This window comes from Bacillus sp. FSL K6-1000, from assembly GCF_038630785.1.
Taxonomy (GTDB): Bacteria; Bacillota; Bacilli; order Bacillales; family Bacillaceae; genus Bacillus; species Bacillus safensis.
Genome location: NZ_CP152042.1, coordinates 877,537 through 903,382, shown reverse-complemented (window position 1 = coordinate 903,382; position 25,846 = coordinate 877,537). Strand labels below are relative to the sequence as shown.

Sequence of the window (25,846 nt, the reverse complement as noted above, 5' to 3'; positions counted from 1 at the left end):
TTGTTTCTTCCTAAATATAAACATATTTTGCCAACAAATCAAGCAAAGAGAGAGAAAAAGGCAAGCACCTTTCTGTGCTTGCCCAAAACTCAGTTAGTTAGCAGAAGAATCCGCTTCTTTTTCTTTGTTTGCTTTACCATAGAAATAATCCGATGGATTCACTGGTTTGAAATCAGATAACTTATGGAATCGAAGAAGATCCCTATAGAGCACCTTATCTGAAAGACTTAACTGATTATCAACACGGGCTTTAATCGCCTCTGTCTTTTTATTTTGTTTCACCACTTTACCCGTTTTCGTATCATAAACGGTATTATCGACAAGTGTGTATTTCGGTGTCACATAGTTTCCATTACGGAAGGCAACAGTCTCATCATGCTTTTTAGAGAATAAGTCTGTTCCAAAATTCACGAATTCATTTGAATCGATACCTTGTAAGTGAAGAAGTGTTGGCATCACGTCGACTTCACCACCATACGTATGGTTCACGCCGCCCTTCTTACCAGGAATACGAATCATGAGCGGAACACGCTGGTTTTGTGCATTTTGATAAGGAGTGATTTCTTTCCCTTGAATTTCACTCATTGCACGGTTATGATTCTCAGAAATACCGTTATGGTCACCATACAATAAAATGACTGAGTCTTTATACATACCTGATTTTTTCAAGTCTTTGAAGAATTGCTCTAATGACTCATCTAAATATCTTGCTGTTTGGAAATAGTTATCGACTGTTTTATCGCCCGTTGTTGCCTTAGCGATTGTCGCATCTTTTTCATCTAAATTAAATGGATAGTGATTTGTCAGTGTCATTAAATGTGCATAAAATGGCTTTTTCATTGATTCTAGCATTGGGATTGATTCTTTGAAGAACGGTTTATCCTTCAGACCCATATTCACAAGGTTTTCTTCATCCATGTTGTAATAGGAAGCATCAAAGAATTGATCAATTCCCATATGTTTATAAATCGTGTCACGGTTCCAGAAAGATTTATAGTCCCCGTGAAGCACTGCACTCGTATAGCCTGCTTTTTGATCTAGGATGGCAGGTAGTGATTGGAAGGTATTTTCACCCTTTGTCACAAATGCTGCTCCCTCTGGCAAGCCAAACATACTATTATCCATCATCAGCTCAGCATCAGATGTCTTCCCTTGACCAGTCTGATGGAAGAAGTTATCGAAATACGTAAAGTCATCTTTCCCATGAGCCAGTTTGTTTAAAAATGGAGTCACTTCTTCTCCATTTAATTTGTAGTCAATTAAGAAAGACTGGAAGCTTTCTAAATGAATTTTAATAATGTTTTTACCTTTTGCTTTTCCAAAATACTCTGCATTTGGCTTCGCATAGTGAGAAGACGTATAGTTCACAACATCCGTTAAATCTTCACTGCTTGCATTTGCAACCTGCGTTGCGTTTTGTGCTGCTTGTACCCCGTCATAAATCGTATAATTGTAAACACCTAAGTATTTGACAACATACTTATGATCAAAGGTTCTCGTTAATAATTCTGGACGATCCTTTTCAGCCAAATGAAGGTTTACAAAGAACAGTCCAATACCTGCAGCTACAATCAGCAGTGCAAACGTCTTTTTCATTTGGAACTTCTTCACTTCCGGTCTCCAAATGACAATCGCAATCAAGATGATGATATCAAGGAAGTATAAAAGGTCATGCGGCTTAATGCTTGCTAACACACCGCCAGTCATGCCTCCCCCAAGATTTCCTGCCTGCTTCATTGTTGAGAAAGTCAAAAAGTCATCAAAGAAACGGTAATACGCTACATTTGCATATAAAAGTGCGGTCATAATAAAATCAATAACAATTAAAACAATGGCAGATTTACGCCCCTTTAAAAATAGAGCAAGTCCAAAAAACACAATGGCTGAACTAAATGGATTCAATAAGAGAAGCCCCTCTTGAAAAGAACCTTTCACTCCTAAATTAAAGTCCATTTTGTAGGCTGTGTATGATTTAGCCCAGAATAATAGGACAGCCAAAACAAAAAAGCTATATTTGTTCGCAAATATTTTTTTCATAAAACCTCTTCTTTCTTATCATCGTTCTGATATAAATGAAATCATAAAAAATTTACATTCATTTTGCAAATGTAAATCTTCTTCGTCAAGCATTCCGATGCTCTGTCTCCGCCGGATACATGCGCTCCTTTAATATAACGAACGAGAGGCATCATAAGTTTCAAAAAAAATACGAGTAAATAAAAGGAAAAATATCCATTTACATTAAATTTACGCACACTTCATGTTTTAGTGGATGAAGAAGGTTTTGTAAATCACTCAGTATTACTTTACTTTTTTCATCTATTCGTGTCAAAGTAATTATAAAGAAAAGGAAGAATCACCTAGGCTTTTCGACTCACTTACCCAAATTTATACAAAATTCGATCCATGCTTCTTTTATTGTGACTCAACCTTCATTAATCCATGTACCTCCTAAAAAAACAGTTTTAAACAAAAAAAGCTTGATTTCCCCTACTAATGTGCGGTGTGATTAAGAGGTAGATTTTGATCATATCATCCTTATGTTCATAACAAAAATATCGAGCTGGAGGACATCACATGAAGATTAACAAACAAATCAACACTTTTGAAGGAAGATTTTCAGAAGATATAGTCACTATCATTGCTGTTACAGGACCTTCTGGTGTAGGGGCAGGAAAAGCAGGACAGGCACCTCTTTGGACCGCTTCTATTCCACTAATTGCCTGGAAGGAAAACGGCCATATCACAAACGAAAATGTAAGACTTTGCTGGTTAACAGATGACGAAGGATTAAGGGAAAAGCAGTCACAATTACATAAAGAATCAATCGTTACACTTCAGGTTCGAAAAGGCGAAGGTGAATTCATGCTTGTATCTTTGATCAATACAGATACAAAGGATCAAGCACTTCAAGAAATTTTAGAACAAGCCCAAAAGCCTGTGTTTTACCATGATGATACACTTGGAACCTTTGAGCTAGTGAAAGGACTAGACTTATTTGAAAAGACGATCCAATGGAGCAATGAAGAGTGCCTTCTCTACTTCAACCTCGAAGAAGATGAAAAAATAAATGACTCACTTTCTACAGCAAAACAACTCATACCAGAACAAGCCAAATGGGATTCTTCTATTAAATCATTTGCCGCGAATCAGCTGATAGATCTAGCAAAGGATTGGCAGGAACAAGACGAATCAGCTGAAAAGCAAGAAGAACTCACACTGAATCAATTTATGAGCCGCATTTCACTTGAAAGCCTGCATGTTTACCCTGAGGGAGAGTTTGAAGTCTACTATCATGACGGTGATTTATTTTGGGGACATGTCATTATTATCACAGGAAATATAAATGGCACATTTCATGATGCACACATTGCAGGCTAACAGCTGGAGGGACATTAGATGGAGATCAAAGCTTTTCAAGAATTAAATCTAATTGGGAAAACGCCAGCCATTGCCAAAATAGGCGGGTTCCGTCCTGATCCAGCTGTACACAGCTGGTTTGCAGGCCATTTTTTCATCGATCCTCATCAGGGCTGGCCGACAGATCAAGATGGTTCCATGATTCCGATCTTACAAATTTATTTACCAGAAGTGCCAGGAGGAATGAACGGCTTCAATGAGTGTAAGCTGATTCAAATTTTCCTCAACCAGAAAGCACTTCCGATTGATATCACAAAAAACGGCGAAGGCTGGAAGCTCATTGAATATGCATCAATCGAAGGTTTAGAAGTAGCTGAGACTCCTGAAGAAGTGAGAGGACTCAAACCCTTTCAAATCCAATGGAACAAAAGTGAGCAAAGGGATTTCCCTTGCTGGGAAGAAGCATGGTCATATGTGGATCTAACAGAAGTAAACGAAAGTGAAGAAGCGACGGACCACTTTTTTAATCAATACACAAATTATTCGTTCACAAAAATCGGTGGATATGGGGCGTATATTCAATCCCCACCCCATCAACAACAAGGCGAATTCATGCTGCAAATCGCCTCAGAAGAAAAACCTCGTTTCATGATTGGTGATAACGGCACGATGTATTTCTATTATGACAAAGAATCAAAAGAATGGTTTATGCACTGGGATTGTTTTTAACGTTTATTGAATGAAACCTTGCCTTCTCCTAAGCGTAATGAATAATATGAAAGGAGGAAGCAAAATGGGATTCATTTTAGACATCTTTTCACTTGCTGTGTATATCCCTTTTCTACAAGTGGATGAAGAGGATATCTCAAGGAACGCAGCACATCTCAAAAAATATAGCTGGTTTAAAGCACTATTACATGATCAAACTTGCAGGGAGCTCATCATTTATGATCCCGGTGTCCGGCGTCTCATAGGCAGGTTTAAAACGGAGAAACTCCATAAGAAGCGATACAACTTAAGATGCGAACGTAAATTACTACAAGCATTACAACGCGCAATGTAAACTGAAACAACAAGAGCCGCACTTTCCTGTGGCTCTTGTTTTATCAATTGAATCGTTCCTTTTGAAGAAAACATTTGACGCCTGGACAACTCTCCCCGTATATTATGTATAAATCCATCTTTTTCAAAGAAAAGGGGGGCCTCACATGCGCTTGTTTAAGAACTGGAGAAAAAAGCAGCCTGCACAGCAAGTCACTTCAGAAAAGCAAGAAGACAGCATCCCAATCAACTTCTCCACACTTCCCTTTGGCACAGACACCGTCGATGATTTTTTGTTCAACCTAGACCTGACCTCCAAGCTCACAGATCCCTATAAAGAAACAGATACGAACAAGCTTACCTAGATCTTCGCAAATCCTCATCCAATACTGGATGATTTTTTTATACTCAATGAAAGGTGTATCCAATGAAAACATATTATATCGTCAGACACTGCCAAGCAGATGGACAATCTAAAGATGCAGCTTTAACGCCACAAGGCATCACTCAATCTCACGAACTGTCACAGTTTTTTTCCAGCATTCATCTCAATCAGATTATCTCAAGTCCTTATAAACGAGCGATCCAAACTACTGAGCCCCTTGCTCATGCAAAACAGCTCGAGATAAAAATCGATCAACGCCTCTCTGAACGTGTGTTAAGCAGTAAGCCAATAGACAATTGGTATGAGAAGCTAAAGCTTAGTTTTACAGACTTACATATGACCTGTGAAGGCGGAGAATCGAGCCAAGAAGCCATGAATCGTATTGTAGAAGCGCTCCACGAACAAATAAAATTAGAAAAAGATCATACCCTATTCATCACACATGGTAATATCATGAGCCTGCTTCTTAAACACGCCGATCCAACGATTGGATTCGAGGAATGGGAGAAACTAAGCAATCCAGATGTCTATATCCTGAAATATTTCAAACCAGATCATGTAGAAATAGAACGAATATGGCATAAATAAACGGCAGAATGAATTCTGCCGTTTCCTCATCTATTGTTGATAATAAAAAGCCTCTACCCACTCATACGGCTTCTTACGCTCCGCACACCATTTCATGAAGCCTCTTGTCTCCGTTTGCTGAAATTTCTTCCAGTCCGATAAAAGCTGATCATAATAGGCTGCTTGTTTTTCAACATTAGTACGAATCCTCTTATCTTCAATCAGCATCATGACATCTTCAATACCCTGAATTCGCTCTTGGTCTTTCTCATAGGTGCTTAAATAAAGATCTTCATGTATATGATGAAACGAATACCACAAGGCCGATAAATAGATTTCACAAATTTGAACAATCACACGCTGCTCCTTGCTGCCCCCAAGCTCTAGTGCCTTCAATAAATAGGGCAGCCCTTCTCCCTGATGTACAAACAAGCCCTGCCAGCGATATGGTCTCACATCCATTGGGTCAACCTTCTCCCATTTTTGTAGAACAGGCTGTATCACCCCAATTATCAATGGATACACAAGCAAATGATGACCATCCTCAAACCGTTCAATCTTCTCAAACAGCCAAGCAACAAATAAACGCTGTACTTCAAAATCGTTCTCTTTCATCTCTTCAATAAAGGCCTGAAGAACTTTTAGCGCATCTTTACGCAGGCCCTGTTCTTTTTTCACACAGTACTGTCTAAAAAGAGGATAATCATGTGAGCCCTCGTCTTCAATCATGGTCTGTAATATCGTATTCGTTTGCAATAACAACGCCGCCTCTTTACATCCAATCTTTTCTATGTTCATGAATGAATTGAATGTCTTTTTGATAATGCTCAAGGTGCCCCTCATGAATCATGTTTTGAAAAGCGATATCCCCTTCACTCGCTTTTCGTTTCATGTACTGACATAACCCTTTTAAACGCAACAGCACCATATCCAAATAATCTTCTGCTATTTCCTCCCCATAAGCTTCAAAAAACAGTTTCACTCTATGCTTTATATGGTCTGCATGTTCTGATGAATGATAGTTCGCGATATCTCCTGTTTTGGTGCGAAAAAACCTACTGATAGGTACACATGTATACAGAGTATATGCGATATCCCAAAGCCTTGGACCAGGAGCCGCTACATCAAAATCAATAATTCCTACTGGTTTTTCGTTATTGAAAATGATATTGTACATAGCAAAATCATTATGGCATACAACCTCTATGTTGTTAGGCGTATTGTCCATTAGTTCCCAATCGTCTGAAATGGGAAAATCACAAACAGCATCATGATACAGTCTAAGCATTCTCGCTATTTCTTTTAAGGCTTGGTGAGAGCACATGTATTCTTTTAAGGGATCATGGCCAGCTTCGCCTTCAATAAAAGACAAGATCTCTCTACCTTTTTCATCAACTCCTAAAAACTTTGGAGCATAGGAGAAATTCTTTTTTTCTAAATGCTTTAGCAGCTTTCGTATATTGATATTGTCTGACTTTACTTCTCGACGAACCGTATCTCCCGAACGATATACGTTCGAGATATTGCCACCTGTCAATAACTCTTCATGATCATTTTGTTTTTTCATAAATTCTCCCCTAAAATTGGATCACAATGATGATATCAACTAAAGATGCGTATTTACCCAAATATTTTTAGTTACTCAAAGGTTGTACACTGTTTTATGTGAATGTGCTGCCCCATTTTGTTTCCTTACATGGTTAAATATATCCTATCAAATGTTGCAAATCATCTAAAGATTATTCTGCTAAAAGAAGTACATGCTCATTATTTTCTAATAGTTTTCTATTTTTAATAACCACAAAAAAACGTTTACCACAAGGGTGAAACGTTAGGTTCACGGTAAAAACCAATCATGAAACTTTTAATAGATACCGATGGCCGGAGCTGAACCGGCAATCCGTGATAAATTATTCCTAAAAGGCAAGGTACACCCTCTTAAAGTAAAGTACCCGTTTATAAAATAAGAATCAAAGTTCTTCTTGATATATTTCTGATTTTATCGGTTTTAAACTCAAAGGTATTTTAAACTCATGAATACTTTCAATATGATTAAAAAAATGATCGATATCGTCATAATCCATTGACCATTCTTCTACCACCTTTAAATTTTTTAACTCGCTTGTTGGTTTAAATAAAAATTCACAGTGTAGTTGTTCCATGTGAGAATAATCATCTTCTTCATAAACTGTAAACTGACGTACAAGGTCAAAATGAAATAGTTCCTCTCCTGTAAAGTCATAGACACCACACTGAAATAAAATTTCTTTATCTTCTTCGCCCTCAACTGCCTCCTTTGAAAAAGCCTTAAATGTTTCCCAAACCTTTTTTATATCATCGATATCTTCACCAATGCTATCTTTAATATAACTTTCAGCATTTTTAACCGTAATCATGACAACACCTCTCCTATGTACAATTTATCTCATCCTTCTTCAATTATCCTGCCCTTTTAGTTTAATAATAAGGTAACCATCAATAAAGTAAAAGATAATCTCCTTCATATGTTCCTCGTAAGGCTTTAATTCAGAAATATTTATTCCTTGTACTGTTAGAACATTAAGAAACCCCTTAAATTTATTCATGTAATACTGAATAGAATGTAGTCTCAAATATTTTAACGTCGTGCCATTTAGCTAATTCCCCTTTCACCAGTGAACAGAACACGATTGGAAGCAATTTTGTCGTGTGAAAAATCAGCTAAAAACAAATAAAAAACGCCCTCCTACAATTTGTAGAAAGACGTTTTAAACGTTGATATTCCTTAATTCTTCTGTAATGAATGATAATAAAGAATATCTAAAACTAGATACCGGTGGCCGGGGTCGAACCGGCACTCCGTGAGGAACACGATTTTGAGTCGTGCGCGTCTGCCAATTCCGCCACACCGGCATGATTATAAAAGAGCGCATCTTATATTAAAAAAATGGTGCCGAGGGCCGGACTTGAACCGGCACGGTAGTCACCTACCGCAGGATTTTAAGTCCTGTGTGTCTGCCAATTCCACCACCCCGGCAGTCTTTTCAAAAAAGGCGACACCCGGATTTGAACCGGGGATAAAGGTTTTGCAGACCTCTGCCTTACCACTTGGCTATGCCGCCATTATTGGAGCGGAAGACGGGATTCGAACCCGCGACCCCCACCTTGGCAAGGTGGTGTTCTACCACTGAACTACTTCCGCACATCAACTGGGCTAGCTGGATTCGAACCAACGCATGACGGAGTCAAAGTCCGTTGCCTTACCGCTTGGCTATAGCCCAATAATAAAATGGGGCGATTGATGGGAATCGAACCCACGAGTGCCAGAGCCACAATCTGGTGCGTTAACCACTTCGCCACAACCGCCATAGATGTAATGAATTATAAAGTATAATTGGCAGGGGCAGTAGGAATCGAACCCACACCGGAGGTTTTGGAGACCTCTGTTCTACCGTTAAACTATGCCCCTATGAAAATAAAAAATGGTGGAGGGGGGCGGATTCGAACCGCCGAACCCGGAGGGAGCGGATTTACAGTCCGCCGCGTTTAGCCACTTCGCTACCCCTCCACATTTGAAAAACAGTGCCGGCAAGAGGACTTGAACCCCCAACCTACTGATTACAAGTCAGTTGCTCTACCAATTGAGCTACACCGGCAAATAGTGGTGGCTCGGGACGGAATCGAACCGCCGACACACGGATTTTCAGTCCGTTGCTCTACCAACTGAGCTACCGAGCCAAGTATTCTTTTGAAAAATGGCGGTCCGGACGGGACTCGAACCCGCGACCTCCTGCGTGACAGGCAGGCATTCTAACCAACTGAACTACCGGACCATTTTGGTTGCGGGGGCAGGATTTGAACCTGCGACCTTCGGGTTATGAGCCCGACGAGCTACCGAACTGCTCCACCCCGCGACGATATAAAAGATATGGTGGAGGATGACGGGCTCGAACCGCCGACCCTCTGCTTGTAAGGCAGATGCTCTCCCAGCTGAGCTAATCCTCCGAATAAAAAATGCTGGTATATATTCTATAAAAATGGTGACCCGTACGGGATTCGAACCCGTGTTACCGCCGTGAAAGGGCGGTGTCTTAACCGCTTGACCAACGGGCCCTTTATTATGTAAATTGTGGCGGAGAGCAAGGGATTCGAACCCTTGAGACGGGGTTACCGCCTACACGATTTCCAATCGTGCTCCTTCGGCCACTCGGACAGCTCTCCAAATTGGCTCCGCAGGTAGGATTCGAACCTACGACCGATCGGTTAACAGCCGATAGCTCTACCACTGAGCTACTGCGGAATGAAGAAAGCCTGGCGATGTCCTACTCTCACAGGGGGAGACCCCCAACTACCATCGGCGCTGAAGAGCTTAACTTCCGTGTTCGGTATGGGAACGGGTGTGACCTCTTCGCCATCATCACCAGACAATTTAGTGACAAAAGATATTATACTATGTATTGAAAATAAATCAAGAGATATTTTAAAAATGTTCTCTCAAAACTAGATAACAATGTTCATGCTTCACATTAGAATATAGGTTAAGTCCTCGATCTATTAGTATCTGTCAGCTCCACGTGTCACCACGCTTCCACCTCAGACCTATCAACCTGATCATCTTTCAGGGATCTTACTTCCTTGCGGAATGGGAAATCTCATCTTGAGGGGGGCTTCATGCTTAGATGCTTTCAGCACTTATCCCGTCCGCACATAGCTACCCAGCGATGCCCTTGGCAGAACAACTGGTACACCAGCGGTGCGTCCATCCCGGTCCTCTCGTACTAAGGACAGCTCCTCTCAAATTTCCTGCGCCCGCGACGGATAGGGACCGAACTGTCTCACGACGTTCTGAACCCAGCTCGCGTACCGCTTTAATGGGCGAACAGCCCAACCCTTGGGACCGACTACAGCCCCAGGATGCGATGAGCCGACATCGAGGTGCCAAACCTCCCCGTCGATGTGGACTCTTGGGGGAGATAAGCCTGTTATCCCCGGGGTAGCTTTTATCCGTTGAGCGATGGCCCTTCCATGCGGAACCACCGGATCACTAAGCCCGACTTTCGTCCCTGCTCGACTTGTAGGTCTCGCAGTCAAGCTCCCTTGTGCCTTTACACTCTGCGAATGATTTCCAACCATTCTGAGGGAACCTTTGGGCGCCTCCGTTACATTTTAGGAGGCGACCGCCCCAGTCAAACTGCCCACCTGACACTGTCTCCCTGCCCGATAAGGGCAGCGGGTTAGAAGGTCAATACAGCCAGGGTAGTATCCCACCGATGCCTCCACCGAAGCTAGCGCTCCGGTTTCCAAGGCTCCTACCTATCCTGTACAAGCTGTACCAACATTCAATATCAGGCTGCAGTAAAGCTCCACGGGGTCTTTCCGTCCTGTCGCGGGTAACCTGCATCTTCACAGGTACTATAATTTCACCGAGTCTCTCGTTGAGACAGTGCCCAGATCGTTGCGCCTTTCGTGCGGGTCGGAACTTACCCGACAAGGAATTTCGCTACCTTAGGACCGTTATAGTTACGGCCGCCGTTTACTGGGGCTTCAATTCGCACCTTCGCTTACGCTAAGCGCTCCTCTTAACCTTCCAGCACCGGGCAGGCGTCAGCCCCTATACTTCGCCTTACGGCTTCGCAGAGACCTGTGTTTTTGCTAAACAGTCGCCTGGGCCTATTCACTGCGGCTTCTCGGGGCTTTAACACCCTAAGAAGCACCCCTTCTCCCGAAGTTACGGGGTCATTTTGCCGAGTTCCTTAACGAGAGTTCTCTCGATCACCTTAGGATTCTCTCCTCGCCTACCTGTGTCGGTTTGCGGTACGGGCACCTCTCACCTCGCTAGAGGCTTTTCTTGGCAGTGTGGAATCAGGAACTTCGCTACTAAATTTCGCTCGCCATCACAGCTCAGCCTTTACGGGAAACGGATTTGCCTATTTCCCAGCCTAACTGCTTGGACGCGGATATCCAATACCGCGCTTACCCTATCCTCCTGCGTCCCCCCATTGCTCAAATGGTGAGGAGGTGGTACAGGAATATCAACCTGTTGTCCATCGCCTACGCCTTTCGGCCTCGGCTTAGGTCCCGACTAACCCTGAGCGGACGAGCCTTCCTCAGGAAACCTTAGGCATTCGGTGGACGGGATTCTCACCCGTCTTTCGCTACTCATACCGGCATTCTCACTTCTAAGCGCTCCACCAGTCCTTCCGGTCTGGCTTCACAGCCCTTAGAACGCTCTCCTACCACTGTTCGTAAGAACAGTCCGCAGCTTCGGTGATACGTTTAGCCCCGGTACATTTTCGGCGCAGAGTCACTCGACCAGTGAGCTATTACGCACTCTTTAAATGGTGGCTGCTTCTAAGCCAACATCCTGGTTGTCTAAGCAACTCCACATCCTTTTCCACTTAACGTATACTTTGGGACCTTAGCTGGCGGTCTGGGCTGTTTCCCTTTCGACTACGGATCTTATCACTCGCAGTCTGACTCCCAAGGATAAGTCATCGGCATTCGGAGTTTGACTGAATTCGGTAACCCGGTAGGGGCCCCTAGTCCAATCAGTGCTCTACCTCCGAGACTCTTACCTTGAGGCTAGCCCTAAAGCTATTTCGGAGAGAACCAGCTATCTCCAGGTTCGATTGGCATTTCACCCCTACCCACACCTCATCCCCGCACTTTTCAACGTGCGTGGGTTCGGGCCTCCATTCAGTGTTACCTGAACTTCACCCTGGACATGGGTAGATCACCTGGTTTCGGGTCTACGACCACGTACTCATGCGCCCTATTCAGACTCGCTTTCGCTGCGGCTCCGCATCTTCTGCTTAACCTTGCACGGGATCGTAACTCGCCGGTTCATTCTACAAAAGGCACGCCATCACCCGTTAACGGGCTCTGACTACTTGTAGGCACACGGTTTCAGGATCTATTTCACTCCCCTTCCGGGGTGCTTTTCACCTTTCCCTCACGGTACTGGTTCACTATCGGTCACTAGGGAGTATTTAGCCTTGGGAGATGGTCCTCCCGGATTCCGACGGAATTTCACGTGTTCCGCCGTACTCAGGATCCACTCTGGAGAGAACAACATTTCAGTTACAGGGCTGTTACCTTCTTTGGCGGGCCTTTCCAGACCTCTTCGCTTATATCGTTCCTTTGTAACTCCGTATAGAGTGTCCTACAACCCCAAGAGGCAAGCCTCTTGGTTTGGGCTGTTCCCGTTTCGCTCGCCGCTACTCAGGGAATCGCATTTGCTTTCTCTTCCTCCGGGTACTTAGATGTTTCAGTTCCCCGGGTATGCCTTCTCATACTCTATGTATTCAAGTATGGATACTACTCCATTACGAGCAGTGGGTTTCCCCATTCGGAAATCTCCGGATCAAAGCTTGCTTACAGCTCCCCGAAGCATATCGGTGTTCGTCCCGTCCTTCATCGGCTCCTAGTGCCAAGGCATCCACCGTGCGCCCTTTCTAACTTAACCATTTCTTACTTTAGAAAGAATCACTATGTGTGATGAACTTTGCATTGCATTCAATGTGAATGTATTACTTATTGTTATCTAGTTTTCAAAGAACAATCCTGTCTCGCTAGAGACATGTTTTGAAGGAATGATCCTTCAAAACTAAACAAGACGAAAACGTACGCTGCTCCATATATCCTTAGAAAGGAGGTGATCCAGCCGCACCTTCCGATACGGCTACCTTGTTACGACTTCACCCCAATCATCTGCCCCACCTTCGGCGGCTGGCTCCATAAAGGTTACCTCACCGACTTCGGGTGTTGCAAACTCTCGTGGTGTGACGGGCGGTGTGTACAAGGCCCGGGAACGTATTCACCGCGGCATGCTGATCCGCGATTACTAGCGATTCCAGCTTCACGCAGTCGAGTTGCAGACTGCGATCCGAACTGAGAACAGATTTATGGGATTGGCTAAACCTTGCGGTCTTGCAGCCCTTTGTTCTGTCCATTGTAGCACGTGTGTAGCCCAGGTCATAAGGGGCATGATGATTTGACGTCATCCCCACCTTCCTCCGGTTTGTCACCGGCAGTCACCTTAGAGTGCCCAACTGAATGCTGGCAACTAAGATCAAGGGTTGCGCTCGTTGCGGGACTTAACCCAACATCTCACGACACGAGCTGACGACAACCATGCACCACCTGTCACTCTGTCCCCGAAGGGAAAGCCCTATCTCTAGGGTTGTCAGAGGATGTCAAGACCTGGTAAGGTTCTTCGCGTTGCTTCGAATTAAACCACATGCTCCACCGCTTGTGCGGGCCCCCGTCAATTCCTTTGAGTTTCAGTCTTGCGACCGTACTCCCCAGGCGGAGTGCTTAATGCGTTAGCTGCAGCACTAAGGGGCGGAAACCCCCTAACACTTAGCACTCATCGTTTACGGCGTGGACTACCAGGGTATCTAATCCTGTTCGCTCCCCACGCTTTCGCTCCTCAGCGTCAGTTACAGACCAGAGAGTCGCCTTCGCCACTGGTGTTCCTCCACATCTCTACGCATTTCACCGCTACACGTGGAATTCCACTCTCCTCTTCTGCACTCAAGTTTCCCAGTTTCCAATGACCCTCCCCGGTTGAGCCGGGGGCTTTCACATCAGACTTAAGAAACCGCCTGCGAGCCCTTTACGCCCAATAATTCCGGACAACGCTTGCCACCTACGTATTACCGCGGCTGCTGGCACGTAGTTAGCCGTGGCTTTCTGGTTAGGTACCGTCAAGGTGCGAGCAGTTACTCTCGCACTTGTTCTTCCCTAACAACAGAGCTTTACGATCCGAAAACCTTCATCACTCACGCGGCGTTGCTCCGTCAGACTTTCGTCCATTGCGGAAGATTCCCTACTGCTGCCTCCCGTAGGAGTCTGGGCCGTGTCTCAGTCCCAGTGTGGCCGATCACCCTCTCAGGTCGGCTACGCATCGTCGCCTTGGTGAGCCATTACCCCACCAACTAGCTAATGCGCCGCGGGTCCATCTGTAAGTGACAGCCGAAACCGTCTTTCATCCTTGAACCATGCGGTTCAAGGAACTATCCGGTATTAGCTCCGGTTTCCCGGAGTTATCCCAGTCTTACAGGCAGGTTACCCACGTGTTACTCACCCGTCCGCCGCTAACATCCGGGAGCAAGCTCCCTTCTGTCCGCTCGACTTGCATGTATTAGGCACGCCGCCAGCGTTCGTCCTGAGCCAGGATCAAACTCTCCGAGGTATGCAGGATGCATATCACACATGCTTTGCTACACGATGTAGCGAACTTAGCATGTGATCATTTCCTGCCTCGTCAGCGTTTGACTGACTACCTATGAAGTATCATAGGATTTTTTTATAAAAACTCGAATTAACAGGTACGTTTTGTCTTGTTTAGTTTTCAAAGATCATGTTCGTTATCGCTCAGAGGCGACTTTCTTAATATAACATTTGAGCACCGTGTGCGTCAAGTGTTTTTTAGAATTTCTTTTTGTCAGCTTTTCTTTCAAAGCAACTCAGTTGCTCGTTAGCGACGTTTAATAATATACCATCATAATATTCATGCGTCAATATCTTTTTTCACAAAATATCCTCGATGATAGATTTTTTGTCCCTTTGTCTCAATCGGCTCCACTTGAACAATTCCTTTTTCCACAAAGAAATCAATCATCACGCTAAGGTCAGGTGTAAAATACTTTAGATCAGGGTGGGCAAGAAGCTCACCAAAAAGCCATATATCCTTCTGTTCCATGACATGACGCAAATGAGCGGCACCAATTTCTGCTTTTGAATGGATCAAAAAATCATTTGCTAAAAATAAAAGTTCTAAACGCTTATGCAGACTTTCATGACTTTCAATCAGTTCTGAATAAAGTTTGTATACTTCGGGCTCCATATGACGCACTTGGTTCCAAACGGTCACTTCTGGGTGGAAGCCTTTATCAATTACTTCAATACGTGCTAAGTGATGCAGGGCATGCACAATGGAATTATATGCATCAAGGAATTGATTTGACTCAAAAAATGCTTTTCCTTCTATATATCTGCGAATGAGCTTGCCATATTCTAAACCGATTTTGAGCTTGCGGTTTGAAAACGGGAATGTACTTAGTTCATCAATTAAGTTGAAAATATATTCATTTCGATCAAACAGGACTTTTCCATTCAAAATCCAATCGATGATTCGACGGTTAGTACCAAGGGTAATCCATTCCTTCAGTTGATCATCTGTGACAACGTTTAAAGAAGCTGTTTGGTGATCGGATTCATAGTGCTTGATAAATAACGGCTCTTCCGCTTCTTTTACGATGACTAAAAGTGCTGCATCAAAGTTATCCGTCTCAGAAGATACTTTATGTCTTCTTTCTACTATAATCACAGCTAATGTATCTGGATGGCTTGCTCTCTCTTGATAAATAGGACGGAGAAGATTTTCCATAGTGATTCCTCCAATACTCGGGTGTAAAGTTCTTCTCTAATGCTATGTATTTCTCCTCATAGAATCAAAATTCCTTCAATACATGAAAAAAGATCATTGAATCATTATAAGCAATTTATTCACAAAACTCTATAACTAATTCAAACGGAAAGGTAAAATGTGCTATATTGGAGACAAGGGGGACTAGGGATGGCGAAATACTCCAGTAAGATTAATAAAATCAGAACATTTGCACTTAGTTTGGTTTTTGTTGGCTTTCTGATCATGTATATCGGTGTGTTCTTCAAGGAATCGATCTGGCTGTCGACTTTCTTTATGCTGCTCGGCGTCTTATCGATTGGATTAAGTACAGCCGTTTACTTTTGGATTGGTATGCTTTCTACGAAGGCAGTACGTGTCGTTTGTCCAGGCTGTGAGAAGGAAACAAAAGTGCTTGGGCGTGTGGACATGTGCATGCATTGCAGGGAGCCGCTTACACTTGATCCAGCATTAGAAGGTAAAGAGTTTGATGAATCCTACAATCGAAAAAAGTCATAAAAATAAGCTGACCATTTAACCGGTCAGCTTTTTTCATTAATGATTTTCTTTTTTCGCACATTCTTGACAAGTTCCATAGATCTCCAAGCGATGATGACTAACTGTAAAGCCCGTCACATGGGATGCAAGCTGTTCAACTTCATCAAGGCCAGGATAGTGAAAGTCCACGATTTTTCCGCAGTTTTCACAAATCGCATGGTAGTGGTCAGATGTCGCAAAATCAAATCGGCTTGAGGAATCACCATACGTTAATTCCTTTACTAATCCAGATTCCCGGAAGACTCGTAAATTGTTGTAAACCGTTGCGACACTCATATTTGGAAATTTTCCTTCAAGTGCTTTATATATATCGTCTGCGGTTGGGTGAGTCATAGAATTTACGAGAAACTCCAAGATGGCATGGCGCTGCGGAGTAATTCGAACACCGGTTTCTTTTAGAGCATCTAAAGCGTCTTTTAGTTCGTGAGCAGCCATTTCATCATGCACCTCTCTTCAAAAATATTCTTATATTGTAATCTTTATAAATAGTGTACCCCCAGAGCCGAAACTTTGTCAATTACAATCCTCTTTTTTACCTATTCTTCTTTTAAAAAAAGACCGGCATGACTGCCGATCTCATCCTGTGAGGATATTAAGCGTGAGCTTTCAATTCCTCAAGCGCTTCCTCCACGTGGTCTTTTACCTTTACTTTTCGCCATTCTTTCACAAGCGTGCCTTCTTTATTAATAAGAAACGTTGAACGCTCGATCCCCATATATTCTTTGCCAAAATTCTTTTTCAGCTTCCATACGCCAAAGGCTTCAGACAATTTCTGTTTATCGTCTACAAGAAGCAGGAACGGCAAATCATGTTTTTCTTTAAACTTTTGGTGCTTGTCCTGACTGTCTGGGCTTACGCCGATAATGACAGCATCTAGTTCTGCAAAGCTTTGATGGCGGTCGCGGAAATCACATGCTTCTGTTGTACAGCCTGGTGTCATATCTTTTGGATAGAAATAAAGAACAATATGTTTTCCTTTAAAATCAGAAAGCTTTACTTTCTCCCCATTGTCACCGGTTAATTCAATGTCAGGTACTTGCTGCCCTACTTCGATTGTCATGACACAATCCCTCCAACCTATTTTTTAATTAGCCTATCCAATTTTGAGAGGATATTCAACTAAGGACGCTTGCATCGGCATGTTAAAATAATGATAGACGACGTGATACGTTGAGATAGGAGGCTATTTATGAAATTCACAGAATCAGAAAAATTACATCAAGAGGCGCTGGAGCACATTGTTGGAGGTGTCAACAGCCCGTCTCGTTCATATAAGGCAGTAGGCGGCGGTTCACCCGTTGCGATGGAAAGAGGAGAAGGCGCTTATTTTTGGGATGTTGACGGAAACCGCTATATCGACTATCTAGCAGCATACGGTCCAATTATTACAGGACACGCCCACCCGCATATTACAAAAGCCATCACGAAAGCGGCTGAAACAGGTGTCCTTTACGGAACACCAACGAAGCATGAAGTCACTTTTGCTAAAATGCTGAAGGAAGCCATGCCTGCTTTGGACAAAGTTCGTTTTGTCAACTCAGGTACAGAAGCGGTGATGACAACGATTCGAGTAGCTCGCGCATATACAGGCAGAACAAAAATTATTAAGTTTGCCGGATGCTATCACGGCCACTCTGATCTTGTACTAGTGGCAGCAGGCTCTGGTCCTTCCACTTTAGGAACACCTGATTCCGCGGGTGTACCAAAGAGTATCGCCAATGAAGTCATTACCGTTCCATTTAATGATATTGACAGCTATAAAGAAGCATTGGATCGCTGGGGCGATGAAGTAGCTGCTGTCCTTGTCGAGCCAATTGTCGGGAACTTCGGCATCGTGGAACCTAAGGACGGTTTCCTGCAGCAGGTCAATGACCTCACACATGAAAAAGGCGCACTGGTGATTTATGATGAAGTCATTACCGCTTTCCGCTTTATGTATGGCGGTGCACAGGACTTGCTTCAAGTAAAACCTGACCTTACTGCATTAGGAAAAATTATTGGCGGCGGACTTCCTATCGGTGCTTACGGCGGTAAAAAAGAAATTATGGAGCAAGTTGCTCCGCTTGGACCAGCCTATCAAGCTGGCACAATGGCAGGAAATCCTGCATCCATTCTTTCAGGTATTGCCTGCTTGGAAGTGTTAAAAGAAGATGGCGTTTACGAACGTCTTGATCAGCTTGGCGCTATGTTAGAAGAAGGCATTTTAACCCATGCCAAAAAGCATCAAGTAGATATTACAGTGAATCGCTTAAAAGGTGCTCTCACAATTTATTTCACAACAGAAACGATTGTGAACTACGAGCAGGCTGAAAATACGGATGGCGAAATGTTTGCCCGCTTCTTCAAATTAATGCTCGCGCAAGGCATTAACCTCGCTCCTTCTAAATATGAAGCTTGGTTCTTAACAATTGCACATACTGAAAAAGATATTTCCGAGACGCTGCAAGCAGTAGATCATGCGTTTGCACAGCTGAAACAATCATAATGAAGTCCAAAACAGGCGTAAAAACATGCGCCTGTTTTTTTATTGACCAGCTCTTGTTTGTCAAAAGCGTGCGAATCTGTTACATTTCTTCTCAATACCTTCTTTTGATGTTTTCATGAACTTTCAAAAATCACTTGAATATTTCGGAAGACCGCTGTATATTACTTAGTTGTTTCATCAAAATATGAATGATAAATGACGAGTGATCATCTATTATCGAAAAGAAAGGAATGCAGGGACAAAACCAATGAAACTTGGAGCCCGTATTTTAAAAACTGGTATTGCCATTGTACTCGCGCTTTACCTGGCAACATGGCTTGGGTTGCCAACGCCCGTCTTCGCGGGAATTGCAGCTGTATTTGCTATCCAGCCATCTATTTATCGATCTTTTTTAACTATTGTTGATCAAGTGCAAGCCAATATTATTGGAGCAGCACTTGCCATTACGTTCGGTCTGCTTTTTGGCACAGGACCAGTCATTATCGGTTTAACCGCCGTCATGGTTATCGCCATTAATTTAAAGCTGAAGATTGAACACACAATTCCAATTGCACTTGTAACCGTCATCGCGATTTTAGAAAGTGCAGGGGATCATTTCCTTTCCTTTGCCTTAATTAGAACAGCTACTGTGGTGTTAGGAGTTCTTTCTTCATTTTTAGTGAATTTAATCTTCCTGCCGCCAAAGTATGAAACAAAGCTTGTTCATCACATTATGGAAAATACGGAGGAGATTTTAAAATGGATCCGTCTGACCTCCAGACAGTCTACTGATCATTCCACTTTAAAGGATGACATCGATCAAATAAAAGAACGCATGATCAAATTAGATCACATTTACTTGTTATACAAAGAAGAACGAAGCTATTTAAAGAAAACCACCTATGTCAAATCAAGAAAGCTTGTTTTGTTCAGGCAGGCCATTATGGCATCAAATCGCGCGCTATATTTGCTGAAAAAGCTTCATAAATTAGAAAATGAGATTCATTTGATGCCAGAGCATTTCAGGGAAAGCCTAACGGATGAAATTGATTATTTACTGTATTGGCATGAGCGCACCTTGATGAAATTCGTCGGAAAAATGAAGCCGCAGGACGATGAATTTCAAAATGAATGCTCTCTTCGCCTTGAGACGTTAACGAAATCATTTATTCAGCATCAGCAAAACCAAGAAAACGACTTACTCGATTACAATATGCTGAATGTCATGTCCAGCATCATTGAGTACCGTGATGAATTAGAGCATTTAGATACATTGATTACAAGCTTCCAGACGTATCACCCAAAAGATAGTGAAATTGAGACAGAAGAAAAAGAAGCATAAACAGAAAAGACCGATTCCTAGAATCGGTCTTAAATTGTTGACAAAGAGCTAAAATGATCTTGATTTTATCTCTTTGTCTTCTTTTCAGCGTGCTCTGAAAACCTTTGCAGTCTAGGAAGAACGAGTACTGGAGCGGAGCGAATTGAGTATTCGTGAGCACCGGCACGCAGGACTGACACCGAATGCGAGGGTTTGTCAGTGCGCTGAGACCGATTCTGAGAATCGGTCTTATTTTATTTTCTTCATTTTAGGATCCAGTGTGTCTCTTAATCCATCCCCCATCAGGTTAAAGCCTAGAACCGTCAGCATGATTGCTATCCCTGGGAAGAATAATGTCCAAGGGGCTTGAACGAGATAAGGTCTCGCGTCGGCGAGCATTTTTCCCCATTCTGGACTTGGCGCCTGTGCACCCAATCCTAAAAAGCCTAAAGCCGCTGCCTCAATAATTGCCGTTCCGATCGCTAGCGTCGCCTGTACGATGACCGGCACCATACTATTTGGCAGAATGTGGCGCAGCACGATGCGGCGGTGTGACATCCCAACCGCCTTTGCTGCCAGCACGTATTCTTCTTGTTTAATACTCAGTACTTTTGAACGAACGAGCCGTCCAAAAGTTGGGACATTAATAATCGCAATGGCAATAAGGGCATTTTGTAAGGAGGGGCCTAGGATGGAGACAATAGCAATCGCTAAGAGAATGCTAGGAAAAGCAAGTAAAATATCAAACAATCTCGAGATCACAGCATCTAGCACTCTTCCGCCATAGCCAGCTATCAATCCAAGCAGTGTGCCTAAAATGACAGACCCGAGAACCGAGAAGAAACCGACCCATAAGGAAATCCGTGCTCCATGCACAACTCTTGAAAAGATATCTCTACCGAAATCATCTGTACCAAACCAGTGTGCAGCTGAGGGGTCACTAAATCGCTCACCAAGTGATTGTTCATTGATTCCATAAGGAGCAATGAGCGGTGCAAAGATCGCTAGGATGAGAAATAAAAAGACAATCACACTGCCAATGACCGCCAGCTTATGCTGAAAGAACTGTTTCATTGATTCAAGAATCAATGATTGAGGGCGTTCATCTTTTGGCTGAGGTGGGTCAAGCTCTTTTTGTGCTTCCATATTGTCACTCTCCTTCCCTAATATTTAATCCTTGGATCAATAACCGCATACAAGATGTCCACAATGAAATTGATCAGGACAAATATGAGCGCAACGACGAGAATGCCTGTTTGAATGACTGGGTAATCACGATAACTGATGGCGTCATATATATACCGGCCAATTCCCGGCCAAGCAAAAATGGTTTCTGTTAAAATCGCTCCACCAAGTAAGAGGCCTGTCTGAAGACCAATAATCGTCAAGATCGGAATGAGCGCATTTTTCAGACCATGCTGATAAATGATGAACAATGAACGTACCCCTTTTGCTTTTGCTGTTCGAATAAAATCTGAATGAAGCACTTCCAGCATACTTGCCCTTGTAATTCTCGCAATAATCGCTGCAGGGATTGTCGCGAGTGCTGTACTTGGTAAGATCAAATGCTTGATACTGTCAGCGAATTGATCAAACCGGCCTTGCAAAAGCGTGTCCAGTGTATGAATATACGTAATCGATTCGACTGGATTCCTTACGTTTTCTCGACCCGTTGTCGGCAAAACACCTAATTCGATCGAGAACAGCCACTGCCCCATTAAGCCTAACCAGAAAATTGGCATGGACACTCCGATGAGTGCAATAAACATTGCGGCATAATCAAAGAAAGAATGCTTAAACCAAGCACTAATGATTCCGGCATTCACTCCCACGACAATCGCCAGCACCATGGCAAAAAAGGTCAATTCTAACGTCGCAAATAAGTAAGGTTTCATTTCCTGGGCAATAGCCGCTCCTGTTCGAATGGAAGTTCCTAAATCCCCTTTTAAAAGTCCAAGCATATAATGACCGTATTGAACATACCATGGCTGATCTAAACCGAGCTGGATCGTTAATTGTTCTACTGCCTCTTTCGTTGCCCGCTGTCCTAAGATGACCTGCGCTGGATTTCCAGGTATAAAACGAATAATTGAAAACACGACCAATGTCATTCCGATCAGTACTGGGATGAGCATTCCTGCCCGCTTCATACAATAAGCAAACAAACAGCTTTCACCGCCTTCATCTTTGTTTGAATAAGGGAGATATAAGATCTCCCTTATTTGCTTATTCGAAATACACGTCAGTTAAAGCTTCTGAACCGGTTGGATGCGGCTGGTAGCCTTTTAAATCATTAGATGCGGCAAGCATTGGAATTGAATGCACCAATGGAATCCAAGGTGCTTCGTCATGAATGATTTCCTGTGCTTTTTTATACAGCTCATTTCGTTTCTTTTGATCTGTGTCTGTTTGCGCTTCAATGAGGATGTCATGCATTTTATCGTTTTCGAAGAATGTATAGTTGTTACCGCCAATGCTGTCTTTGTCCAGCAGTGTGTAAATGAAATTATCAGGATCGCCATTGTCTCCTGTCCAGCCTAATAAGAACACATCCGCTTCCCCTTTACTTGCTTTATCTAAATAGGTCGCCCAGTCATATGTCACAATTTCTGCTTTGACGCCGACTTTTTCAAAATTTGACTGAATGACTTCTGCTACCTTCATCCCATCTGGCATGTATGGACGTGGTACAGGCATTGCCCAAAGCTTGATGCGAAAGCCGTCAGGGAAGCCCGCTTCTTTTAATAGTTCTTTCGCTTTTTCTGGATCATACGGATATGGCTCAATGTCATCATTGTAGCCTTCTAAAGCTGGCGGCAATGGATTTTTTGCTGGCTCAGCAAGTCCGCCATAAAATGACTCAATAATCGATTCTTTATCAACCGCATAATTGAGTGCCTGACGAACGAGCTTGTTATCAAGCGGCTTTCTTGTGACGGTCAGACCGATATAGCCTACGTTCATCGATGGTCTTTCAATGAGCTGGAGTGCTTTGTCGGTTTTAATGCCATCTAAATCTGACGGATTCACGCCATCCATTAAGTCGATCTCGCCTGTTTTAAGGGCATTTAAACGAGCAGAGTTTTCTGGAATGGAGCGGAAGATGATTTGATTCAGCTTTGGTTTATCCTTCTGCCAATAATCCTCATTCTTTTCTAACACGATACGGTCGTTTTGCTTCCACTCTTTAAACTTGAATGGTCCTGTCCCCACCGGATTTTCTCTAAATGAATCACCGCTTTTTTCAACAGCCGCTGGACTGGCAATGCCAAATGGTGACATAGCGATGTTTTTAAGGAATGTCGCCTGCGGGCGCTTTAGCTGAAATTCAATTTCATGCTCGCCTTTGACGATGATGTCTTTAATGACATGCCCTTTATCTTTTTTATAGCCGCCAAACATGCCATAGTAAGGGAACTTTTCTGCGTCTCCATTCATCCAGCGGTCAAAGTTGAATTTCACTGCTTCTGCGTTAAAATCTGTGCCATCGTGAAATTTCACACCTTCTCTTAAGTAGAACGTGTATGATTTTCCGTCCTTTGCAACATCCCATTCTGTTGCGAGGCCAGGATGGATGGTCGTATCTTTCTCACCGTAATTCAAAAGCTTTTCAAATATATTCTCTGTGACCTTGAAGGTTTCACCTTCTGTCGTTGTGATTGGATCTAGTGAAGTGGAATCTCCCCCTCTGCCAAATACGAGGGTATCTTTTGTTGCCTTTTCTTCCGATGTCGGTGAAGACGAGCATCCCCCTAAAAAGAGCGCCAGTACCAGCACAAAAATGAAACTACTGAATAACCATGTCTTCTTCATTGTGTTCCTCCTTTTGATATAAATAACATGCAGCCGCATGTCCCGATTCCTTCTCATGCAAAGCAGGAACGGCTTTCAGGCATTTCTCCCATCTTTTTGGACACCTTTTGTAGAAAGGACAGCCGCCGCGTTCCGCCATTGTGGTCTCTTCTGCTGCCACATCTTGCGACTCTAGTACGTGATCCATATGTGGAATGGATTTCAGAAGCAGCGACGTATAGGGATGAAGCGGGCTGTGAAACACCTCTTCGGCAGGCCCCATCTCGACAATGCGCCCAGCATACATGACGGCGATCCGGTCGCTCATATATCTGACAACCCCAAGGTCGTGAGAAATAAATAGATACGTCAGAGAAAGCGTCTTTTGTAATTCAAGCATCAAATTCAAAATTTGCGCTTGAACGGATACATCTAAAGCCGAAACTGGTTCATCGGCAATGACAAGACTTGGGTGCGTAATGAGCGCTCTAGCAATGCCAATACGCTGCCTTTGTCCGCCGCTGAATTGGTGCGCATAACGTTCCCCGTAGGAAGGATCAAATCCAACAATGTGCAGCATCTCTTTAACCCGTTTCCGTCTTTCTGCTTTCGTCCCATGATGATGAACAATCAGCGGTTCCTCTAAAATATCTTTGATTTTCATTCTCGGATTTAAAGAAGCATAAGGATCTTGAAAGATCATTTGAATATCTTTTCTTAAGGAACGCATGTCTCGTTCTTTCAGAAGGGTGATCTCCTGCCCTTTTAATTGAATAGAGCCTGACGTCGGTTCAGTCAATCTCATCAAGCTTTTGCCAAGTGTTGATTTCCCGCAGCCTGATTCACCAACAATGCCAAGCGTTTCTCCTTCCTTCACGTGAAAGGAGACTTGATTTAAAGCCAAAGTCAATTGTTTATGTTTAGAAAAAAAAGCAGCTGTGTCATACCGTTTTGTCAGCTGATTCACTTGCAAAAGTGGGTGACTCAGTGTCTTCTCCTCCTTCCATTAGAAAACATGCCACGCGGTGATTCTGTTCAATAGATTGTAAGGCTGGATCTTTTTCAAGACATTGCGCCATTTGATATGGGCAGCGTGGTGCAAATTGACAGCCGGACCGGATGGCACCTGGCTTAGGCACATGACCTGCAATAGAGATGAGTTTTTCTTTTTTCTCTTTAAACGATGGAACTGAGGCGAAAAGACCTTTCGTGTAGGGATGCAGAGGTTTTTGAAAAATACGGTCAACGGTTCCTTCTTCTACAATTCGACCGGCATACATAATCATGACTCGCTGGCATATTTGCCGCACGACGCCTAGATCGTGGGTTATAAATAAAATAGCTGTGTCCATCTCTTCGTTCAGCTTTTTGAGTAGACGAAGGATTTGCGCTTGGATGGTGACATCAAGTGCAGTTGTCGGTTCATCAGCGATCATGAGTTTTGGGTGACAAAGCATTGCCATTGCAATCATCACACGCTGGCGCATACCGCCTGATAATTCATGTGGATATTTTTTCAGCAGCGATTCTGCTTGCTTCAACCCAACTGTTTGAAGCAGATCAATCGCCTTCGCTTTTGCTTCTTTTTGACCGATTGATTGATGTGTGAAAAGGGCTTCCGTCATTTGTTTGCCGATGGTCATTAATGGATTCAGAGAAGTCATGGGCTCTTGGAAAATCATCGAAATGTCATTTCCTCTTATCTCTCGCCACTGTTTCTCTGAAAGTGACAGCAGATTTTGCCCTTCGAAATGAACCTCGCCCGTTGTATCGGTTTGCTGATTCAGACCCATCAATGACATGCTTGTGATGCTTTTCCCGCAGCCAGATTCGCCCACAATTCCTAACGTTTCCCCTTTTTGTATCGAGAACGATATGTGATGGACGATGGGCACTTTTTGCTTTTTCTGCTGAAACGCAATGGACAGCTGTTTGACATCTAGCAGCACGTCTTGTTCTTTCACATAT

The 25,846-nt window shown here is 43.3% G+C and carries 20 protein-coding genes, 16 tRNA genes and 3 rRNA genes; 8 read left to right on the top strand and 31 right to left on the bottom strand.

Annotation, left to right across the window (positions count from 1 at the left end; all coding sequences use genetic code 11):
• Window positions 1–93: 93 nt before the first annotated feature.
• The gene (locus MHI46_RS04535) at window positions 94–2,037 is read right to left on the bottom strand and encodes an LTA synthase family protein (RefSeq protein ID WP_024427404.1); all 1,944 of its coding nucleotides are present in this window, start codon (window positions 2,035–2,037) and stop codon (window positions 94–96) included.
• 540 nt (window positions 2,038–2,577) lie between these two features.
• Between MHI46_RS04535 and MHI46_RS04530 the strand changes: the two genes are divergently transcribed.
• From MHI46_RS04530 to MHI46_RS04510, 5 genes are all read left to right on the top strand, one after another.
• On the top strand, window positions 2,578–3,381 hold the full coding sequence (locus MHI46_RS04530; protein ID WP_039177349.1) for a DUF2262 domain-containing protein: 804 nt from the start codon (window positions 2,578–2,580) through the stop codon (window positions 3,379–3,381).
• An 18-nt stretch (window positions 3,382–3,399) separates the two neighbouring features.
• Entirely contained in the window at window positions 3,400–4,089 is a 690-nt protein-coding gene (locus MHI46_RS04525; protein WP_039177346.1) for a DUF1963 domain-containing protein, read from the top strand.
• 64 nt (window positions 4,090–4,153) lie between these two features.
• Complete coding sequence (locus tag MHI46_RS04520) at window positions 4,154–4,423, top strand: hypothetical protein (protein WP_144490848.1); 270 nt, start codon at window positions 4,154–4,156, stop codon at window positions 4,421–4,423.
• 145 nt (window positions 4,424–4,568) lie between these two features.
• Window positions 4,569–4,766, top strand: coding sequence for a hypothetical protein (locus MHI46_RS04515; protein WP_087975674.1), 198 nt, complete (start codon window positions 4,569–4,571; stop codon window positions 4,764–4,766).
• Between the two features lie 62 nt (window positions 4,767–4,828).
• A complete protein-coding gene (locus MHI46_RS04510; protein WP_106025354.1) occupies window positions 4,829–5,374 on the top strand; it encodes a histidine phosphatase family protein in 546 nt (181 codons plus the stop codon).
• Between the two features lie 30 nt (window positions 5,375–5,404).
• On the opposite strand, the gene MHI46_RS04505 is transcribed toward MHI46_RS04510, so the two are convergent.
• The 23 genes from MHI46_RS04505 to MHI46_RS04395 all read right to left on the bottom strand — a co-directional run bounded on the left by MHI46_RS04505 (window position 5,405) and on the right by MHI46_RS04395 (window position 15,725).
• Window positions 5,405–6,109: a hypothetical protein gene (locus tag MHI46_RS04505; protein ID WP_342503242.1), complete on the bottom strand. Its 705-nt coding sequence runs from the start codon at window positions 6,107–6,109 to the stop codon at window positions 5,405–5,407.
• Window positions 6,110–6,125: 16 nt separating this feature from the next.
• Window positions 6,126–6,920 carry a phosphotransferase gene (locus tag MHI46_RS04500; protein WP_342503137.1) on the bottom strand — a complete coding sequence of 265 codons (795 nt, stop codon included), beginning with the start codon at window positions 6,918–6,920 and terminating at the stop codon, window positions 6,126–6,128.
• Window positions 6,921–7,323: 403 nt separating this feature from the next.
• On the bottom strand, window positions 7,324–7,749 hold the full coding sequence (locus MHI46_RS04495; protein ID WP_260775553.1) for a hypothetical protein: 426 nt from the start codon (window positions 7,747–7,749) through the stop codon (window positions 7,324–7,326).
• Between the two features lie 414 nt (window positions 7,750–8,163).
• Window positions 8,164–8,245 (bottom strand) — tRNA-Leu (locus tag MHI46_RS04490).
• Between the two features lie 35 nt (window positions 8,246–8,280).
• Window positions 8,281–8,369 (bottom strand) — tRNA-Leu (locus MHI46_RS04485).
• 14 nt (window positions 8,370–8,383) lie between these two features.
• A tRNA-Cys gene (locus MHI46_RS04480) sits at window positions 8,384–8,454 on the bottom strand.
• Window positions 8,455–8,459: 5 nt separating this feature from the next.
• Window positions 8,460–8,534: transfer RNA gene (locus tag MHI46_RS04475), tRNA-Gly, on the bottom strand.
• Between the two features lie 7 nt (window positions 8,535–8,541).
• Window positions 8,542–8,613, bottom strand: a tRNA-Gln gene (locus tag MHI46_RS04470).
• A 9-nt stretch (window positions 8,614–8,622) separates the two neighbouring features.
• Window positions 8,623–8,698, bottom strand: a tRNA-His gene (locus MHI46_RS04465).
• A 29-nt stretch (window positions 8,699–8,727) separates the two neighbouring features.
• A tRNA-Trp gene (locus tag MHI46_RS04460) sits at window positions 8,728–8,801 on the bottom strand.
• Window positions 8,802–8,815: 14 nt separating this feature from the next.
• Window positions 8,816–8,900, bottom strand: a tRNA-Tyr gene (locus MHI46_RS04455).
• Between the two features lie 15 nt (window positions 8,901–8,915).
• Window positions 8,916–8,988, bottom strand: a tRNA-Thr gene (locus MHI46_RS04450).
• Window positions 8,989–8,994: 6 nt separating this feature from the next.
• Window positions 8,995–9,070: transfer RNA gene (locus MHI46_RS04445), tRNA-Phe, on the bottom strand.
• 18 nt (window positions 9,071–9,088) lie between these two features.
• Window positions 9,089–9,165 (bottom strand) — tRNA-Asp (locus MHI46_RS04440).
• 4 nt (window positions 9,166–9,169) lie between these two features.
• Window positions 9,170–9,246, bottom strand: a tRNA-Met gene (locus MHI46_RS04435).
• 15 nt (window positions 9,247–9,261) lie between these two features.
• Window positions 9,262–9,337: transfer RNA gene (locus tag MHI46_RS04430), tRNA-Val, on the bottom strand.
• Window positions 9,338–9,370: 33 nt separating this feature from the next.
• Window positions 9,371–9,445: transfer RNA gene (locus MHI46_RS04425), tRNA-Glu, on the bottom strand.
• A 17-nt stretch (window positions 9,446–9,462) separates the two neighbouring features.
• Window positions 9,463–9,553, bottom strand: a tRNA-Ser gene (locus tag MHI46_RS04420).
• Window positions 9,554–9,557: 4 nt separating this feature from the next.
• Window positions 9,558–9,632: transfer RNA gene (locus MHI46_RS04415), tRNA-Asn, on the bottom strand.
• A gap of 9 nt (window positions 9,633–9,641) precedes the next feature.
• Window positions 9,642–9,757, bottom strand: a 5S ribosomal RNA gene (rrf, locus tag MHI46_RS04410).
• A gap of 109 nt (window positions 9,758–9,866) precedes the next feature.
• Window positions 9,867–12,797, bottom strand: a 23S ribosomal RNA gene (locus MHI46_RS04405).
• Between the two features lie 182 nt (window positions 12,798–12,979).
• Window positions 12,980–14,528 (bottom strand): 16S ribosomal RNA (locus MHI46_RS04400).
• Together the 16S, 23S and 5S rRNA genes with 16 tRNA genes alongside form the textbook arrangement of a ribosomal RNA operon.
• Window positions 14,529–14,846: 318 nt before the next feature.
• Window positions 14,847–15,725, bottom strand: a complete 879-nt coding sequence (locus MHI46_RS04395) for a nucleotidyltransferase-like protein (protein WP_024425790.1) — start codon at window positions 15,723–15,725, stop codon at window positions 14,847–14,849.
• A gap of 189 nt (window positions 15,726–15,914) precedes the next feature.
• On the opposite strand from MHI46_RS04395, the gene MHI46_RS04390 reads away from it, so the two are divergent.
• The gene (locus MHI46_RS04390; protein ID WP_024425201.1) at window positions 15,915–16,262 is read left to right on the top strand and encodes a YgzB family protein; all 348 of its coding nucleotides are present in this window, start codon (window positions 15,915–15,917) and stop codon (window positions 16,260–16,262) included.
• Window positions 16,263–16,298: 36 nt separating this feature from the next.
• Here the strand turns inward: MHI46_RS04390 and perR are convergent, their stop codons facing one another.
• Both perR and bcp read right to left on the bottom strand, forming a co-directional pair.
• Complete coding sequence (perR, locus tag MHI46_RS04385) at window positions 16,299–16,736, bottom strand: peroxide-responsive transcriptional repressor PerR (RefSeq protein WP_003217782.1); 438 nt, start codon at window positions 16,734–16,736, stop codon at window positions 16,299–16,301.
• A 157-nt stretch (window positions 16,737–16,893) separates the two neighbouring features.
• Window positions 16,894–17,361, bottom strand: coding sequence for a thioredoxin-dependent thiol peroxidase (gene bcp, locus MHI46_RS04380; protein WP_151284168.1), 468 nt, complete (start codon window positions 17,359–17,361; stop codon window positions 16,894–16,896).
• A gap of 129 nt (window positions 17,362–17,490) precedes the next feature.
• On the opposite strand from bcp, the gene MHI46_RS04375 reads away from it, so the two are divergent.
• Together MHI46_RS04375 and MHI46_RS04370 are read left to right on the top strand one after the other, a co-directional pair.
• A complete protein-coding gene (locus MHI46_RS04375) occupies window positions 17,491–18,786 on the top strand; it encodes a glutamate-1-semialdehyde 2,1-aminomutase (protein ID WP_064497769.1) in 1,296 nt (431 codons plus the stop codon).
• A 247-nt stretch (window positions 18,787–19,033) separates the two neighbouring features.
• Window positions 19,034–20,107, top strand: a complete 1,074-nt coding sequence (locus tag MHI46_RS04370) for an aromatic acid exporter family protein (RefSeq protein WP_039177329.1) — start codon at window positions 19,034–19,036, stop codon at window positions 20,105–20,107.
• A gap of 228 nt (window positions 20,108–20,335) precedes the next feature.
• Here MHI46_RS04370 and MHI46_RS04365 read toward each other — a convergent pair whose 3' ends face one another.
• From MHI46_RS04365 to MHI46_RS04345, 5 genes are all read right to left on the bottom strand, one after another.
• On the bottom strand, window positions 20,336–21,232 hold the full coding sequence (locus MHI46_RS04365; RefSeq protein ID WP_342503136.1) for an ABC transporter permease: 897 nt from the start codon (window positions 21,230–21,232) through the stop codon (window positions 20,336–20,338).
• Between the two features lie 17 nt (window positions 21,233–21,249).
• Window positions 21,250–22,251 carry an ABC transporter permease gene (locus MHI46_RS04360; protein ID WP_144516526.1) on the bottom strand — a complete coding sequence of 334 codons (1,002 nt, stop codon included), beginning with the start codon at window positions 22,249–22,251 and terminating at the stop codon, window positions 21,250–21,252.
• A 61-nt stretch (window positions 22,252–22,312) separates the two neighbouring features.
• Complete coding sequence (locus MHI46_RS04355) at window positions 22,313–23,899, bottom strand: ABC transporter substrate-binding protein (RefSeq protein WP_064497767.1); 1,587 nt, start codon at window positions 23,897–23,899, stop codon at window positions 22,313–22,315.
• Window positions 23,874–24,851, bottom strand: coding sequence for an ABC transporter ATP-binding protein (locus tag MHI46_RS04350; protein WP_081258403.1), 978 nt, complete (start codon window positions 24,849–24,851; stop codon window positions 23,874–23,876). The genes MHI46_RS04355 and MHI46_RS04350 overlap by 26 nt, the downstream gene beginning before the upstream one ends.
• Window positions 24,820–25,842, bottom strand: coding sequence for an ABC transporter ATP-binding protein (locus MHI46_RS04345; RefSeq protein WP_106025907.1), 1,023 nt, complete (start codon window positions 25,840–25,842; stop codon window positions 24,820–24,822). The genes MHI46_RS04350 and MHI46_RS04345 overlap by 32 nt, the downstream gene beginning before the upstream one ends.
• Window positions 25,843–25,846: the final 4 nt, after the last annotated feature.

Coding starts and splice junctions, on each gene's coding strand:
- perR (WP_003217782.1), bottom strand. CDS start 16,736: ATGGCTGCTCACGAACTAAAAGACGCTTTAGATGCTCTAAAAGAAACC.
- MHI46_RS04375 (WP_064497769.1), top strand. CDS start 17,491: ATGAAATTCACAGAATCAGAAAAATTACATCAAGAGGCGCTGGAGCAC.
- MHI46_RS04395 (WP_024425790.1), bottom strand. CDS start 15,725: ATGGAAAATCTTCTCCGTCCTATTTATCAAGAGAGAGCAAGCCATCCA.
- MHI46_RS04515 (WP_087975674.1), top strand. CDS start 4,569: ATGCGCTTGTTTAAGAACTGGAGAAAAAAGCAGCCTGCACAGCAAGTC.
- MHI46_RS04525 (WP_039177346.1), top strand. CDS start 3,400: ATGGAGATCAAAGCTTTTCAAGAATTAAATCTAATTGGGAAAACGCCA.
- MHI46_RS04500 (WP_342503137.1), bottom strand. CDS start 6,920: ATGAAAAAACAAAATGATCATGAAGAGTTATTGACAGGTGGCAATATC.
- MHI46_RS04355 (WP_064497767.1), bottom strand. CDS start 23,899: ATGAAGAAGACATGGTTATTCAGTAGTTTCATTTTTGTGCTGGTACTG.
- MHI46_RS04390 (WP_024425201.1), top strand. CDS start 15,915: ATGGCGAAATACTCCAGTAAGATTAATAAAATCAGAACATTTGCACTT.
- bcp (WP_151284168.1), bottom strand. CDS start 17,361: ATGACAATCGAAGTAGGGCAGCAAGTACCTGACATTGAATTAACCGGT.
- MHI46_RS04495 (WP_260775553.1), bottom strand. CDS start 7,749: ATGATTACGGTTAAAAATGCTGAAAGTTATATTAAAGATAGCATTGGT.
- MHI46_RS04535 (WP_024427404.1), bottom strand. CDS start 2,037: ATGAAAAAAATATTTGCGAACAAATATAGCTTTTTTGTTTTGGCTGTC.
- MHI46_RS04520 (WP_144490848.1), top strand. CDS start 4,154: ATGGGATTCATTTTAGACATCTTTTCACTTGCTGTGTATATCCCTTTT.
- MHI46_RS04510 (WP_106025354.1), top strand. CDS start 4,829: ATGAAAACATATTATATCGTCAGACACTGCCAAGCAGATGGACAATCT.
- MHI46_RS04530 (WP_039177349.1), top strand. CDS start 2,578: ATGAAGATTAACAAACAAATCAACACTTTTGAAGGAAGATTTTCAGAA.
- MHI46_RS04370 (WP_039177329.1), top strand. CDS start 19,034: ATGAAACTTGGAGCCCGTATTTTAAAAACTGGTATTGCCATTGTACTC.
- MHI46_RS04365 (WP_342503136.1), bottom strand. CDS start 21,232: ATGGAAGCACAAAAAGAGCTTGACCCACCTCAGCCAAAAGATGAACGC.